Annotated in this window: 15 protein-coding genes; 5 read left to right on the top strand and 10 right to left on the bottom strand. The window is 63.1% G+C overall.

Annotation, left to right across the window (positions count from 1 at the left end; translation table 11 throughout):
* The 7 genes from VR74_RS04795 to VR74_RS04765 form a co-directional block, all read right to left on the bottom strand.
* The coding region (locus VR74_RS04795) for a biotin/lipoyl-containing protein (RefSeq protein ID WP_045694842.1) at positions 1 to 586 on the bottom strand (586 nt) is incomplete at its 3' end.
* Positions 587 to 624: 38 nt separating this feature from the next.
* Positions 625 to 3,633 carry a 2-oxoglutarate dehydrogenase E1 component gene (locus tag VR74_RS04790; protein WP_045694840.1) on the bottom strand — a complete coding sequence of 1,003 codons (3,009 nt, stop codon included), beginning with the start codon at positions 3,631 to 3,633 and terminating at the stop codon, positions 625 to 627.
* Positions 3,634 to 3,797: 164 nt separating this feature from the next.
* Positions 3,798 to 4,700, bottom strand: coding sequence for a succinate--CoA ligase subunit alpha (gene sucD / locus VR74_RS04785; protein ID WP_045694838.1), 903 nt, complete (start codon positions 4,698 to 4,700; stop codon positions 3,798 to 3,800).
* Between the two features lie 9 nt (positions 4,701 to 4,709).
* Entirely contained in the window at positions 4,710 to 5,897 is a 1,188-nt protein-coding gene (gene sucC / locus VR74_RS04780) for an ADP-forming succinate--CoA ligase subunit beta (RefSeq protein WP_045694836.1), read from the bottom strand.
* Positions 5,898 to 6,021: 124 nt separating this feature from the next.
* Positions 6,022 to 7,266 (bottom strand): MFS transporter, encoded by a 1,245-nt coding sequence (locus tag VR74_RS04775; protein WP_045694835.1) that lies wholly within the window; start codon positions 7,264 to 7,266, stop codon positions 6,022 to 6,024.
* Positions 7,267 to 7,311: 45 nt separating this feature from the next.
* Positions 7,312 to 8,481 (bottom strand): alkaline phosphatase D family protein, encoded by a 1,170-nt coding sequence (locus tag VR74_RS04770; protein WP_045694833.1) that lies wholly within the window; start codon positions 8,479 to 8,481, stop codon positions 7,312 to 7,314.
* 71 nt (positions 8,482 to 8,552) lie between these two features.
* Positions 8,553 to 9,107: a DUF2306 domain-containing protein gene (locus VR74_RS04765; protein ID WP_299949620.1), complete on the bottom strand. Its 555-nt coding sequence runs from the start codon at positions 9,105 to 9,107 to the stop codon at positions 8,553 to 8,555.
* Between the two features lie 159 nt (positions 9,108 to 9,266).
* Between VR74_RS04765 and VR74_RS20515 the strand changes: the two genes are divergently transcribed.
* Entirely contained in the window at positions 9,267 to 9,998 is a 732-nt protein-coding gene (locus tag VR74_RS20515; protein ID WP_299949618.1) for a LytTR family DNA-binding domain-containing protein, read from the top strand.
* Here the strand turns inward: VR74_RS20515 and VR74_RS04755 are convergent.
* The 3 genes from VR74_RS04755 to rsfS form a co-directional block, all read right to left on the bottom strand.
* Positions 9,995 to 11,296, bottom strand: coding sequence for a TAXI family TRAP transporter solute-binding subunit (locus tag VR74_RS04755; RefSeq protein ID WP_045694832.1), 1,302 nt, complete (start codon positions 11,294 to 11,296; stop codon positions 9,995 to 9,997). The two genes, VR74_RS20515 and VR74_RS04755, sit on opposite strands and share 4 nt — an antisense overlap.
* Before the next feature lie 488 nt (positions 11,297 to 11,784).
* Positions 11,785 to 12,249, bottom strand: coding sequence for a 23S rRNA (pseudouridine(1915)-N(3))-methyltransferase RlmH (locus tag VR74_RS04750; RefSeq protein WP_045694830.1), 465 nt, complete (start codon positions 12,247 to 12,249; stop codon positions 11,785 to 11,787).
* 6 nt (positions 12,250 to 12,255) lie between these two features.
* On the bottom strand, positions 12,256 to 12,591 hold the full coding sequence (gene rsfS, locus VR74_RS04745; protein WP_299949616.1) for a ribosome silencing factor: 336 nt from the start codon (positions 12,589 to 12,591) through the stop codon (positions 12,256 to 12,258).
* A gap of 266 nt (positions 12,592 to 12,857) precedes the next feature.
* Between rsfS and VR74_RS04740 the strand changes: the two genes are divergently transcribed.
* From VR74_RS04740 to VR74_RS04725, 4 genes are all read left to right on the top strand, one after another.
* Positions 12,858 to 13,541, top strand: coding sequence for a BON domain-containing protein (locus VR74_RS04740; protein WP_299949614.1), 684 nt, complete (start codon positions 12,858 to 12,860; stop codon positions 13,539 to 13,541).
* Between the two features lie 56 nt (positions 13,542 to 13,597).
* Complete coding sequence (gshB, locus tag VR74_RS04735) at positions 13,598 to 14,548, top strand: glutathione synthase (RefSeq protein ID WP_045694829.1); 951 nt, start codon at positions 13,598 to 13,600, stop codon at positions 14,546 to 14,548.
* A gap of 28 nt (positions 14,549 to 14,576) precedes the next feature.
* Positions 14,577 to 14,963: a hypothetical protein gene (locus VR74_RS04730; RefSeq protein WP_299949612.1), complete on the top strand. Its 387-nt coding sequence runs from the start codon at positions 14,577 to 14,579 to the stop codon at positions 14,961 to 14,963.
* Positions 14,964 to 15,074: 111 nt separating this feature from the next.
* A partial coding sequence (locus VR74_RS04725) for an IS110 family transposase (RefSeq protein WP_045694826.1) occupies positions 15,075 to 15,602 on the top strand: 528 nt, incomplete at its 3' end.

Raw genomic sequence — 15,602 nt, 5'->3', positions numbered from 1 at the left:
CGGCAGGTGCGGCGGCACCGGCGGCGCCGGCGCTGATACGGGCGATCACGGCGCCCGGCGTGACGCTGGCGCCTTCCGCCACGACCAGTTCGGCAATCACGCCATCGGCGCTGGCCGGCACTTCGAGCGCCACCTTGTCGGTTTCGATTTCGGCGATGGTCTCGTCTTTCTTCACCGTATCGCCGACCTTTTTCAGGAAGGTGGAGAGCGTGCCTTCGGCAACGCTTTCGCCCATGGTGGGAACGGTCACGTCAGTCAGCTTGCTGCCCGACGGCGCAGGGGCAGCCACCTTGGCAGCCGGCTTGGCCGGTTCGGCTGCAGCCTTGGCAGGCGCGGCCCTGGCTTCACCTTTACCGGCATTGAGCCGGCCGAGCAGCGCGCCGATTTCCACCGTGTCGCCGACATTGGCAACGATTTCGGAAAGGACACCGTCTTCCGGCGCCGAGACTTCGACGGAGACTTTGTCGGTTTCAAGTTCAACCAGCACGTCATCGCGCTTGACGGCGTCGCCGGCTGATTTGAGCCATTGGCCGACAGTGGCTTCCGTGACGCTTTCGCCGAGGGTAGGGACTGAGATATCGGTCATGATGTTTGGGTCCGTATTGGAAAATCTGGGAAGGGCGATCAGGAGGCGACGATCTTGTCATCGACCGGATCAGGCCCAAGAGCCGCGTTGATGAAGGCGGCCATTTCGGCCTTGTGCTTGGACATGAGGCCGGTGGCCGTGGCGGCCGATGGCGGACGGCCGGCATAGCGCGGACGGGGCAGCTTCGCCTCCACCTGCGTGGCGCACCATTCGATCTCGTCACGGATGAAGGACCAGCCGCCCATGTTGCGCGGCTCTTCCTGGCACCAGACAAGCTCGGCGCCCGGGAAGCGCTTCAGCTCGTGCATGATCGACCGGCGCGGCACCGGATAGAACTGCTCGATCCGCATCAGGTAGACATCGTCGATCCCCAGCTCTTCGCGGGCTTCGAACAGATCGTAATAGACCTTGCCCGAACACATCACGACGCGACGGATCTTGTTGTCCTTCGCCAGCTTGACCTTGCCTTCGCGGCCCGGCGTTTCGGCGTCGTCCCACAGGATGCGGTGGAAGGAGGACTTGGTCGTCATGTCGTCGAGCGAAGAGGTCGCCAGTTTGTGGCGCAGCAGCGATTTCGGCGTCATGATGATCAGCGGCTTGCGGAAGTCGCGGTGTATCTGGCGGCGGATGGCGTGGAAATAGTTCGCCGGGGTCGTCAGGTTGCAGACCTGCATATTGTCTTCGGCGCACATCTGCAGGAAGCGTTCGAGACGGGCGGAGGAATGCTCCGGTCCCTGCCCTTCATAGCCGTGCGGCAGCAGCATCACGAGGCCCGACATGCGCAGCCATTTGCGCTCTGCGCTCGATATGAACTGGTCGAAGTAGACCTGCGCGCCATTGGCGAAGTCGCCGAACTGGGCTTCCCACAGGGTCAACGTGTTCGGGTCGGCGAGCGAATAGCCGTACTCGTAACCAAGCACCGCTTCTTCGGAGAGCAGCGAGTCGATGACTTCGTAATGCGCCTGCTTGTCGCTGATATGGTTCAGCGGCGTGTAGCGTTCGCCCGACGTCTGGTCGACGAAGTGGCTATGGCGCTGCGAGAAGGTGCCGCGCGCGACATCCTGGCCCGACAGGCGGACCGGGAAGCCTTCATCGAGGAGCGTGGCAAAGGCGAGATGCTCGGCGGTCGACCAGTCGAGGCCATCGCCCTTGGAAACGGCGGTCGCACGGCCTTCGATCACGCGGGCGAGCGTCTTGTGGATCTCGATCGTGTCCGGCACCGTGGTGATGGTCTGGCCGAGCTGCTGCAGGCGCTTCTTGGCGACCCCGGTCTTGCCGCGGCGCTCGTCATCCTCCGGCAGGCCGAAGCCTTTCCATTCGCCGTCCAGCCAGTCGGCTTTCTTGGCCTTGAATTTCTTGCTCTTTTCAAATTCGGCTTCGAGATAGGCCTCGAAATCCGTGACCTGCTTTTCATGCTCTTCAGCGGTCAGGATGCCCTCGGCGACGAGGCGCTGGCCATACAGTTCGCGGGTCGACGGGTGGTTCCTGATCTCGTTGTACATGATCGGCTGGGTGAACATGGGCTCGTCGCCCTCGTTGTGACCGAACCGCCGGTAGCAGAACATGTCGATGACAACGTCCTTGGCGAATTTCTGGCGGTATTCGGTGGCGATCTTTGCCGCATAGGTGACCGCTTCGGGGTCATCGCCATTGACGTGGAAGATCGGCGCCTGGACCATCAGCGCCACATCCGACGGATAGGGCGAAGAGCGCGAATACATCGGGCTGGTCGTGAAGCCGATCTGGTTGTTCACGATGAAGTGGATCGTCCCGCCGGTGCGATAGCCGGTGAGGCCGGAGAGGGCGAAGCATTCCGCCACGACCCCCTGCCCCGCAAAGGCGGCATCGCCGTGCAGCAGGAGCGGCAGCACTTTCGTGCGCACCAGTTCGCCGGTTTCCCGGTGCAGCATTTCCTGCTTGGAGCGCGACTTGCCGAGCACGACCGGGTCGACCGCCTCAAGGTGGGACGGATTGGCGTTCATCGAGAGGTGAACCTCGTTGCCATCGAACACACGGTCCGACGAGGCGCCAAGGTGGTATTTCACGTCGCCGGAACCGAACTGGTCGGCGCCTTGCGTGTTGCCGCCCTGGAATTCGAAGAAGATCTGCTCGTAGGGCTTGCCCATGACGGCGGCCAGCATGTTGAGGCGGCCACGGTGAGGCATGCCGACAACAATCTCCTCGACGCCGAGCGCGCCGCCGCGCTTGATGATCTGTTCCAGTGCCGGGACAGCCGCTTCGCCGCCATCGAGCCCGAAACGCTTGGTGCCAGGATAGCGCTTGTGCAGGAAGCGCTCGAACGTCTCCGCCTCGATCAGCTTGGCGAGGATGGCTTTCTTGCCTTCAGTGGTGAAGGCGACGCCCTTGTCGGGGCCTTCGATCCGTTCCTGCAGCCAGGATTTTTCGACCGGATCGGAAATGTGCATGAACTCGATGCCGAGCGTCGAGCAATAGGTGCGCCGCAGGATGTCCAGCATTTCCTGCACGGTGGCGTATTCGAGGCCGAGATAATAGTCGATGAAGATGCGGCGGCCCATGTCGGCAGCCGTGAAGCCATAGGTCTCCGGGTTGAGTTCAGGCTGGTCCCCGAAACTCTCGATTCTGAGCGGGTCGAGATCGGCAGCCAGGTGGCCGCGCATCCGGTAGGCGCGGATCATCATGATCGCGCGGATGGAATCCTTCACCGCCTGGGCGATGTCGGCCTCGGATGCGCCGGGTTTTTCGGCCTTGATCTTCTTTTCGAGCTTGGCCTCGGCGACGGCCCAGTTGCCGTCAAAGGCGGCAACCTGGTCGTCCTTTTTCTGCAGCGGCCAGTCGGCCCGCTTCCAGCTGGCGCCCGCTGCATTGGCCGCAGCGCTTGCCGACTCGTCCCCGAGCTCTGCGAAGAAGGATCGCCAGCTTTCCGGCACCGATGACGGGTCGCGGGCATAGGCTGCCTGCATCTGTTCGAGCCACTGGGCCGAGCCCCCGTACAGGAATGCCGTGTCCAGCATTGCAGCATTGCCCTTGCTGCGTGCGCCATTCATCGGGCTGCCATCGTCTGCCATGTATCATCCGTCCTCTGGACCAAATCGTTCCCCGACATATAGGAACGAAACCTTGCCGGTTCCTATCGCTAGGAACAGTTTTTAGCAGGACGGCCGACGCGGTCAGAACCTGGCCTCGCCAGACGGGCCTTCCGGCCGCCCTGGCTTTCTAAATTCCGGGCGCCTTAGCCCTTCAAAACCTCGACAAGCGTGGTGCCGAGACGCGCTGGCGAAGGCGAAACCCGGATACCCGCAGCCTCCATCGCAGCAATCTTGCTTTCTGCATCGCCCTTGCCGCCGGACACGATGGCACCGGCATGGCCCATCGTGCGGCCTTTTGGCGCCGTCCGGCCGGCAATGAAGCCGACCATCGGTTTCTTGCGGCCCTTCTTGGCCTCGTCGATCAGGAACTGCGCCGCTTCTTCTTCAGCGCCGCCGCCAATCTCGCCGATCATGATGATGGACTTCGTCTCGTCATCGGCAAGGAACATTTCCAGCATGTCGATGAATTCGGTGCCCTTGACCGGATCGCCGCCGATTCCGACAGCCGTTGTCTGGCCGAGGCCGACCTGCGTGGTCTGGAACACGGCTTCATAGGTCAGCGTGCCGGAACGCGAGACGATGCCGACATTGCCCTTCTTGAAGATGGAACCCGGCATGATGCCGATCTTGCACTCATTGGCGGTGATCACGCCCGGGCAGTTCGGCCCGATCAGGCGCGATTTGGACTTGTCGAGCTTGGCCTTGACGCGAACCATGTCGAGCACGGGCACGCCTTCGGTGATGCAGACGATCAGCGGGATTTCCGCGTCGATGGCCTCTTCGATGGCGGCCGCCGCGCCGGCTGGCGGCACATAGATGACCGAGGCGTCGCAGCCGGTCTTGTCTTTGGCTTCGGCGACGGTCGCGAAGATCGGCAGCTCCTGGCCATTGTCGGCCTTCCACATCTCGCCGCCACGCTTGGGGTGCGTGCCGCCGATCATCTTGGTGCCGAAATAGGCCAGCGCCTGGTTGGTGTGGAACGAACCGGTATTACCGGTCATGCCCTGGGTGAGGATCTTGGTATTGTTATTGATAAGAATGGACATGAATATTCCTTAGCCGCGAACCGCGTTGACAATTTTCTGGGCCGCGTCGTCGAGATCGTCGGCAGGGATGACGTTGAGACCGGACTCGGCGATGATCTTCTTGCCGAGTTCCACGTTCGTGCCTTCAAGGCGCACGACCAGCGGCACGGCGAGGTTGGTTTCCTTGACCGCCGCGATCACGCCTTCGGCAATGACATCGCATTTCATGATGCCGCCGAAGATGTTCACGAGGATACCCTTCACGTTCGGGTCCTTCATGATGATCTTGAAGGCCGCTGCCACCTTCTCCTTGCCGGCACCGCCGCCGACATCGCAGAAGTTGGCTGGCTCTTCGCCATACAGCTTGATGATGTCCATGGTCGCCATGGCGAGGCCTGCGCCGTTGACCATGCAGCCGATGGTGCCGTCGAGGGCGATATAGGCGAGGTCCCATTCGGAAGCCTCGATCTCTTTCTCGTCTTCTTCGGTCTTGTCGCGCAGTTCCATGATGTCCGGGTGGCGGAACAGGGCATTGCCGTCGAAGCTGACCTTGGCGTCGAGGACGCGCAGGTGGCCGTCTTCCATGACGATCAGCGGGTTGACCTCCAGCATCGCCATGTCCTTCTCGGTGAAGGCCTTGTAGAGGATCGGGAAGAGTTTCATGCCGTCTTCGCGCGCCGTGCCCTCCAGCTTCAGCGCATCGCAGAGCTTGGCTGCGTCGGCTGCGGTGACGCCGCCATCGACCGGCAGGGTCATGATCTTTTCGGGCGTGTCGTGCGCGACGGCCTCGATGTCCATGCCGCCTTCGGTCGAAACGACAAAGGCGACCTTGCCGGTTTCGCGGTCGACCAGGATGGAGAGGTAGAGTTCGCGGTCAATGTCAGCGCCGTCTTCGATATAGAGGCGGTTGACCTGCTTGCCGTCCGGACCGGTCTGGGCGGTCACAAGGTGGTGGCCGAGCATCTGCTTGGCATGGGCCAGGACATCTTCCTTTTTGAATGCCAGGCGTACGCCGCCTTTTTCGCCGGCTTCGGCTTCCACGAACTTGCCCTTGCCGCGCCCGCCGGCGTGGATCTGGCTTTTCACGACCCATAGCGGCCCCGGCAGCGTGTCGACCGCCTTCTGGACGTCGTCGAGGGTGAGAACGGGTACGCCTTCGGCGACCGGGGCACCGAAGGATTTCAGCACCGCTTTGGCCTGGTATTCGTGAATGTTCATATGGAATGCCTTGATGGTTGCGTCGCGTGCAGGAAGGCCGCGCGCCGCCCCGCTATCAGTGCGGGCTGTATAACAGGGTTATTCGTGCCGACAACTGGCTGGGTACGCGAAACGGGATGCAGCCTCAGGGCTCGACGTCCGGATTGCGCGGATCCAGCTCCACACCGGCCAGCGAGGTGGGCGTGACAGGGCTCCACTCCTCCTGCTGGGCTTCGCTTGGCGCAGCCCTCTGGCGCACGCGAATGATCATCATCGCGGCCAGTATCAGCAGCAGGACGCCCGACAGCCCGAACAGGCCGACGCGATCGGCCACGCGCATGGCGAAGCCTGACATCAGCGGGCCGACAATCGACCCGGCGGCCCAGACGAACAGCAAAGTGGACATGACCTGCGGCACTCGGCCGCCCGGTGCGCGGTCAATCGCGTGGGCGACACAGAGACCATAGAATGACAGGGCGCCTGCCCCCCAGACCGTGAGCACGGCGATCACGCCGATCTCGCCCAGGGCGACACCGAAAATGGCGATCAGCAGGGCGGCGATGCCGGACATGGTGCACATGCCGGCAATCACGAGGCGGCGCTCGATCCGGTCAGACAGGACGCCCGCAGGCCATTGCAGGACCAGGCCACCCATCCAGGCCGCCGCACCCGCAATCGCGACTGCCGCCGTTCCGCCGCCTGCAAGTTCGAAGCGCTCGAAATAGACCGGCAGAAGCGCCAGCGTGCCCGTATTGATGACGCCTGCCAGAAAGACGCCGAACACGGCGGCCGGCGCAAGGGAAAACAGTTCCGATACCGGCATGGACTTGCGGTCGGGCGGCGGCGGTTCCTTCTGGCGGGTCAGGCAGACCGGCACCAGCGCGAGCGCCAGGAACAGGCCCGCCCAGGCATAGGCCCGGCTGTCGAGCGGGGACATGCCCGCCACGAAGAAGGGGCCGAGCATGAGGGAAAGCTTGGCGCCGGTATGGTAGATGCCCATGACATTGCCGCGCGACTTGTCCGGCACGGCTTCGCCCATCCAGCTTTCGATACTGGTGAACATGTAGGCAAAGCAGATGCCCTGCACGATCCGCAGCAGCGCCCAGAAGGTCGCATCGTGCCAGAGCGAGAGGGACAGCACGGTCACGGCATTGACGGCGGACGCGGCGGCGAACAGGCGGATATTGCCGACCTGGCCCAGCGCCCGCGGTGCCGTCCAGGCCCCGATCATGTACCCGGCGGCGTTGAAGCCCGCGATGACACCGATCACCTGCGGCCCCGTGCCCATGGACTCCAGCCCCAGCGGCGTAAGCATGCTGAGCAGCCCGCCCGCGATCTGGACGATCATCACGGACAGGATCAGGACAAAGACATTACGCGTATCGGACATCGCCTACCTGGATACGTGGAAAGCCGGGCGGCCGGCACACGTTGACTATTTGAACTTGACCGAGGTCTCGCGGACAGTTGCACCATCATTGGCCTTGATGGACAAGGCGGCGGTGCCAGTTGCCCAGTCAATGTCGATGGCGCCGAAATTCTCTGGCGGGTAACCGGCGCCGATCTGCGCGCTGTCCATCTCCTCGGTGGTTTCCGAGAAAGCCACATTGATTGACGAGGCCGTCAGCTCGTAGGCGGGATAGGAGAGCACGCCCTCCTTGCGGTACAGGAACGCCGTGTGGCGGTCGCCCGATACGAAAACGACACCATTCGCCTCTGTCTCATTGATCAGCCTGTAGAGCCGTTCCTGCTCCATGGGCAGGCGCGACCAGTCTTCCCAGCCATGCGCATCCGTTGGCAGCACCTGGATCGACGAGAGGATCAGGCGAAGGTCGGCCGGCTGCTGCAGCTGGTTTTCAAGCCATGTCCACTGGTCGGTGCCGAGCATGTCCTGCCTTGGATCGGCGGAGGGAATGTAGCGTTCCTTGCCTTTCACGCCCCATTCGTCGGTCGGCGTCAGCGCCGTGCGGAAAAAGCGCGTGTCGAGCATGATGACCTGCGTGCGCTGGCCTTCAGGGCCGAACGTGCGGGCGTAATAGGTGCCCGGCCATGCCCCGACATCCTGCTTCTCAAGCCCCCAGAAGCGCTCATGGATCCGCTCTGCGAGACGGCGGAACGGAAAATCCTTGCCGCCATCATTGGCGCCCATGTCATGGTCGTCCCAGGCCACCATCATGGGGTGGGCCGCGCGCACGGCCTGGAACTCGGCCCGGGCGGCAAGGTCACCGAAGCTCTCGCGGAGCTCGTCGAGATCGGCCTGGTTGTTCACATAATTCTTGCCGTCACGGTCGCCATAGACATTGTCGCCGATCATCAGGAACAGGTCGGCGTCTTCCTTCGCAATGACGTCCATCGCGGGCGCAGCGCTGTTTTCCTCATCCATGCATGAGGCGACCAGGACGCGCGTGATGGGCTGGTCAGCCGGCGGCAGGGGCAGGCCAGCGGGCGCGCGGGGGTAAAAATCATCCGGCAGCGTCTTGTAATAGGCTTCAAGCGCCTCTTCGGCGCTGGACGGCCCCCGGGTAATACCGGGAATGGAGATCGGCCCGGACGACTGGCATGCCGCAAGCCCCATCAGGCCGATCAAGACGATTGCGCGCTTCATGTCTCCGCTCCCTTGTTGCCGCTTTCTGCATGTGTAGCGGGCTTCGGGACTGGCAGTAAGGCACGAAAAGATCAAACGCCGAAGAAAATCGACCACATCACCCGGCCCGGCAGGAAGCTGAACAGGCCCGCAATCGCCATGCCGCCGACAAACATGCCGGTCATGTGCTTGCGGTGGGATTTGATGTCGCGGCGGCGGGCGGCGGCAACGCCCATGGGCAGCACGATCACGGTCCAGGCCGACAGGGCATGAATGAAGCTGAAACTGTTGCCGTTGAGGCCGATCAGGAAGAAGGAGGAAATCGCTGTCAGGCTCATCGTGCCGACCCAGCCATAGCCGAGCATGCGGTGCATGCCCCGGCCCTTGACGCCGAGCAGCAGGACAGTCCCGATGGCAAACGTGGCAACTGCCCCCAGGACATGCGCCTGCAGCACCCAGGAGGCGCGCAGCAGTGGCGACAGGTCGAGGCGGAATTGCACAGGCGGATTGCCTGACGATGCAAGGATGGCATAGCTGAGCGCGCCATAGAGGATGACGGCAATGGCCAGGGTGACTGTATGCGGGCGGGCGCGCACAGCGGCGCGAAGGGTGTTGCGGGAGGGGCTGGTGAGGGCGGTGTCGGTCATGGGGTGCTCCTGTCGGTCGGGTACTGACCCATAGGTGCCGCCGCCCTTGCCCGGCCGCCAGCGCGTTTGCATGGAGTGACTGGAATCCTTCGCGAAATGCAGCCAGAACACTTCACGAAGCGCGAAATGCGAGGGGGCTTTGCCGATATGACGGAGCGAGTGAGGCAATTTCTGCGATCCGCCGCCATCCTGGCCGGGCTTTCGGTCCTGTTCACCTGGTTCGGCGTGTATGAATCCGACTCGCCTGCCGCCCTGCGCTTCGTCATGTGGCTGGTGACGATGAGCGCAGGCGGTGTTGCAGCGGTCTGGGTCATTCCTGCGGTGTTCGAGCGGCACTTTGCGCAGCAGAACGTGGTTTTGCAGGTCGCGCTGGCATCCGGACTGATCGCCCTGCCAGTGACCGCCTCGCTGATCGCCTTCTACCTTGTGCTGGGCGGCCGGGTACATGCCGGCATGCTGCCGATGCAGTATCTCTACGTCTATGCCGTGTGCGTGGTCATCGTGACCGGCGGCCTTGTCGTGTCGCGGGCGCAGGCGGCGGCGCCACTGCTGGAAGCGGCCGAAGCGCAGGACGTGATTGCGCGCTTCATGCAGCGGCTGCCGGTGAAATACCGTACCGCCGACCTGTGGGCCGTATCGTCGGAGGATCACTACCTGCGCGTGCATACCAGTCTCGGCGAAGAACTGATCCTGATGCGCCTTACCGATGCGATGCGCGATCTCGGCGGCACAGACGGGCTGCAGACGCACAGGTCTTGGTGGGTGGCGAAGGACGGCGTGGCCGATGTGCGCCGGGAGGGGGGCAAGCTTGTCCTCGTGCTGAAATCCGGCACCGAAGCGCCCGTCTCGCGCACCTACGCTCCCGCCGTGCGCGACGCCGGCCTCAGCTAGATGCCAAGGCCCGGTGTCGGGCGCGTGTTCATCACGAGATGCTTGACGAATTCGACATGGTTGCGGAGCCGGTAGAGGTCGTCGGTATAGGAGAGCGGCACATCGAGTTCCCCGATCTCGGCCTGCAGGTCTTCCAGCTCGTCGGTAATCGCGACGCGCTCTTCCTTGGTCGGCATCGACCGGCCGCGCGCTTCAAGGTCGCGCAGGTCCTTGTACCAGATGTAGATCTTGCGCCGCACCCGCCAGCGGTAGATCGGCGGCGCGGCCCGGACGAGCGGGAAGAGCAGCGTCAGGAGCGGGATGGCGAGAATCCAGGCGCGGTCGAGGAAGTTCGCCACGTCGAACGAGAAATAGCGGCGCAGGAATGACGGCCCGTTCTCGTAATAGCGCTCCGCCTGGCGGCTGACCGGCAGGTCGGTCGCATCGGGGTCCGGGAAGGTTCCCGCGCGGGCAAGGAGGCTGCCATCCTGATGAACGGCGGCGGCCGCATCAACCAGCAGCGCCTCGATCGCCGGATGCATCGACTTGTCGACCACAAGCTGGGCCACCGGGGCGACGAGCGGAATATCATGGGCGGGCAGGTCGGCCCCGATATCGACCACGCCGCGTAGCAGGGTGACGGCCGCCAGGGCCGGCTGGCGGCGCGACAGGGCCTCGGCGCGCTCAAAGGGCATCAGGGAGATGCCCGGCGCGCGCAAAAGGGTCTGTACATAAGGCGCATCGGGCGAGGCCGAGAAGGCCGCCGCATCCAGCTGTCCGGCGATGAGCGCCTCGGCCGCAGCAGTTCCCGACAGGGTATTGCGCGCCGCGTCCGGCCAAACGCCGTCAAATTCTTCCTGCAATTCGATGGCGAGCAGCCGCGTGCCGGATCCGACCGGACCGATGGCGAGGCGCTTGTTGCGCAACTGGCCATATTGCGTAGCGCCAGTCTCGTCGCGCACGAAGACCCAGAAGGGTTCGTGGAAGAGGCCGCCAAGGGAGCGCAGCTTCTCCGCGTCGCCCCGCGTGGCCAGGCCGCCCTGGACAAGCGCCACATCGGCCTGCCCCTCGTCCAGAAGCCGCAGGTTCTCAACCGACCCGGCCGTCTGGATCAGCTCGACCGTGACATCTTCCTCAGCCAGCAGGCGCTGGTATCGCTCGGCATAGGCATAATAGGCGCCGCCCGGCGCACCGGCGGCAAACCTGATCGTCTTCGGCGGGGCCGGATCCATCAACATGAGCGTGAGCACAAGCCCGCCAATCGCCACGAGGACGAGCGGCCAGTAGATTTTGAGGAAATCCTTTGCCGCCGTAATCATGCAGCACCCCGCCTTCTGTCAGATCCGTCCCGGATTCTGGTCTAGGCTGTCATCCCTGCCGGATCAATCGCTTCTGCCCCGGCGCCCCGAAAATGCCTCATACGCGCCGCGCATAGAACCTATTCCGTTTAGAAACTGTTCACCATGGGCCGGGCGCCCCATCTGCGGTGCAGGACAGAAGAAGGAGACGGTTATGGGTTATTCAAACGCGATAGCGAAAGCCGTATCGGTCGCCACTTTGGGCCTTTTTGCAACCGTGATGCTGGTCATGGCACTGGCCCCAAACCCGTCCCTGTTCGCCGGTTAAGAATTTTTGCAACTTCCGGGAACCAACAGGCGCGTCACCGCGTAATGTTTTCAAGATGGCTGGAGAAGTCCCTCCCGACTGAACCCTCCCAAGAGCCAGCCGTCTGACCAAGGGGCCCCGAAGCTGCGTCCCCCCATTTCAGCTTCGGGGCTTCTTCTAGTCCTTCCCCGCAAATTTCAGATTACGCCTTGTGGTAGGGCATGCCCGCCAGAATCGTGACGGCACGATAGACCTGTTCGGCCAGCATGGCCCGGACAAGCCTGTGCGGCCATGTCTGCGCGCCAAATGCCATCGTGTCGGGCGCGGCATGACGCACGGCCTCGCCATAGCCCTCTGCTCCGCCAATCAGGAGGACGAGTTCCGGGACGCCCTGGTCTCGCAGGCGCGCCAGACGGTCCGCGAAGGCGGCCGATGGCGCGTTGCGGCCAAATTCGTCGAGACGGATGACGCTGGCACCGGACGGGATTTTCGCGAGGATGCGCTCGGCCTCGGCATCCAGCCCGCCCCCGCTTGCCACTTCGATCGCGTCAATGCCCCGGAAACCGAGAATGCGGGCGACCGGCAGGGCCCGTTTGACATATTCGTCAAACAGGTCGCGTTCGGCGCCCGATTTCAGGCGTCCGACGGACAGGATGGTGAGCCGCATGGGCGCCTAGTGCTGGACGGCACGGTGGGCGCTGGAATCCGACGCCCAGATCTTTTCCAGATTGTAGAACTCGCGCACTTCCGGGCGGAACAGGTGGACGATCACGTCGCCCGTGTCGATGAGAACCCAGTCGGCATTCGGCATGCCCTCGACATTGGCCGGACGGCCCGTGAGCTTTTTCACCGTATGGGACAGATGGTCTGCAAGCGCAGCGACATGCCGGCCAGAACGGCCTGATGCAATGATCATGAAATCGGCGAGGGAGGATTTTCCGTCCAGGTCTATGAACAGGAGGTCTTCTGCCTTGTCATCCTCAAGGGCCTTGGCGAGAGCTTCGGCCACAGCACGGATGTCTTCAAGTGTGGCACTCTTTGCGGGCAGTGTCCGCGGGGCGCTGGAAGTCAGGGTCTCAATTCCTTCTTTTATGAGCTGCCCAACACTACCACGCATGCCGGGGCACAGCCAGCCCAAACCCGCAGGGGCGCAATTCCCGGCCGGAATTGCAGTTCCGGCGGCATTTTTCTTGGCCGCCGCCAGATTTTCGCCGTAAGTCTGGACAAGTGTGATTCTTTCGGAGTTCCGGACCGCCTGCCACTGGAGTGTTTGACATGACCCTGCGCTATGCTGCCGCTGCACTCTTGCTTGCCCTGCCGCTGGGCGGCTGCGCCGTTGCGGCCGTTGGCGCTGCAGGCGCGGTCGGACTTGCCGCCGCCAAGGACAAGACCCTCGGCGAAACGGTCGATGACACGACGACCTCCGGCGAGATCAAGGCCAAGCTCCTGTCGGAAAGCTTCAACCGCTTTGCCGAAGTCGATGTCGAGGTGAATGACGGCCTGGTGCTGCTGTCGGGCCGCGTGGATTCGCCGAAAGACCGGGTCGAGGCTGAGGGCATCGCCTGGACCGCCGTCGGGGCACATGATGTGGCCAACGAGATCAAGATCGAGCCGGCGGGCGGTTTCGTTGCCAACATGTCGGACGAGATCATTTCCGGCCGCGTGCGCGCCCGCCTGATCGGGTCGAGCACGGTGAAAAGCCTGAACTACAATATCGAGACCTATGACCGCGTCGTCTACCTGATGGGCACGGCGCGGTCGGCGGAAGAATTGAAGCGCGCCGCCCATGAAGCGAGCGTCGTGGCCGGCGTGAAACAGGTCGTCTCCTATGTCCGCATCCGCGAGCCGTTCGCCACGCCCCCGGCCCCGACGACGCAAGCGGCCCCCTCTTACAATCCGGCGCCCGATCCTGCATATGGAACCGAGACCGATGCAGAACTGCTCGGTGTGGATTACTGACCGGGCAGGCGCTCTCCTGATCCGCCTGGCCGGTTGCGAACGGGAGCGGGTATTTCATGGCATTGCGAGTCGGGATCCAGATGGATCCGCTGGAAGACGTCAAGATTGACGGCGATACAAGTTTTGCGCTGGCCGAAGTGGCGCAGGCGCGCGGCGCGGAACTCTTCGTCTATGGCCCGGACCATATGTCCTTCGAACAGGGCCGTGTGACGGCCTGGGCGCGTCCGGCGAAGGTGCAGCGGGTCAAGGGCACGCCGGGAATTTTCGGCGAGACGGTCAGGCTGGACCTCGCAAAGGATCTCGACGTCATCCTGATGCGCCAGGACCCGCCCTTCGACATGAATTACATCACGGCCTGCCACCTGCTGGAGCTGGTGTCGGGCGAGACGCTGGTGGTGAACGATCCCGAAGGCGTGCGCTCCAGCCCGGAAAAGATTTTCCCGCTCCTCTATCCCGAGCTCATGCCGCCGACGCTGGTATCGCGCGATATCCGTGACATCACCGCCTTCCGTTCCACCCACAAGGACATCATCGTCAAGCCGCTCTATGGCCATGGCGGCGCGGGCGTGTTCCGCCTGAAGCCGGATGATTCCAACATGGATTCCCTGCTGGAAGTGTTCTTCACCCGATCACGCGAACCGGTCATGGTGCAGGCCTTCCTCCCGGCCGTCAGCGAAGGCGACAAGCGAATCATGCTGATCGACGGCAAGCCGGTCGGCGCGATCAACCGCCGGCCGCAGTCGGGCCAGGTACGCTCCAACCTCGTGGTTGGCGGCACGGCGGAAAAGGCAGACCTCAGCGATGCCGACATGAAAATCTGCGAGGCGATCGGCCCGGAACTCAAGCGCCGCGGCCTGATCCTGACCGGAATCGACGTGATTGGCGGGCGCCTGACGGAGGTGAATGTCACCTCGCCGACCGGCGTACAGGCGATCAAGGCCCTGTCCGGCATTGATAGTGCCGCCATTTTCTGGGACGTTGTGCAACAGAAGCTTGCGGACCACTGATGGCCGCTGCAAGATCAGGTGCATGAACATGAAATCGATCACTGCTTTCGCCCTCGCGTCCTTCGCCCTTGCCGGTGTCGCCTGTTCGCAGGGCACCGAAACCCAGTCCGCCGAAGTTCAGACGGTTGCAGCGGAGGACGGCGCGTCCGGCACGTTCAACCTGTCGCTTCCGAGCACGACCGCTACACCGAATGAAGCCTCAGGCAGCCTGAACCTGAACCTTGGCGGCGATACGGGCGAAACCCGCCTGATCGGGTCGGGCGCCTTTGGCGGCGGCGATTTCGGCAGCGACCCCGCAGTCGACCTCAACCTCGGTCTTGAAGAGGATGATGACGTCGCCGCACTGGAAGCGGCCCCGACCGGTGAACCCGCCGCGGAAGACGATGGCATCATCCGCCTGGCACCCAAGAAATAGGCATTCCGGCCTTTCCGGGCCGCTTTTGATGCTGTGGACGGCGTGCCCCACCCAGCTCTGCTGAGCTGGTAATGTGAAGGTATCCACACCGCCAACATTAGGAGCACGCCTATGACGAAGATTATCACAGTTATTGGATTGGATTTGGCCAAGTCCGTTTTTCAAGTTCACGGCATTGATGCTGAGGGCGCAGTTGTTGTCCGTCGCAAGCTGAGCCGGTCGAGAGTTCTCGCCTATTTCAGCAAGCTGGAGCCATGTCTGGTCGGCATGGAAGCGTGTGCGACAGCGCACCACTGGGGTCGAGAGATCAGAGCGCTCGGACATGAGGTTAAGCTAATGCCGCCCCAGTTCGTGAAGCCTTACCTGAAGAGCCAGAAAAATGACATGCGCGATGCCGAAGCGATTTGCGAAGCGGTCACGCGACCGACGATGCGGTTCGTGCCTATCAAGACACCCGATCAGCAAGCCCTTCTTGCTCTACACGGGGTGCGAGATCATTGGGTGCGATTGTCGACCAGGCTGATCAACACATTGCGTGGCTATCTGGCTGAGTTTGGGATCGTAGCCTCCAAGGGTCGGATGGGCGTTGAAGCCATCCTCGACACACTGGCAGATGATCAGGATGATCGCATCCCTGAC

The organism is Hyphomonas sp. BRH_c22 (assembly GCF_000961795.1).
Taxonomy (GTDB): Bacteria; Pseudomonadota; Alphaproteobacteria; order Caulobacterales; family Hyphomonadaceae; genus Hyphomonas.
This window is presented reverse-complemented; position numbering and strand designations above follow the sequence as displayed.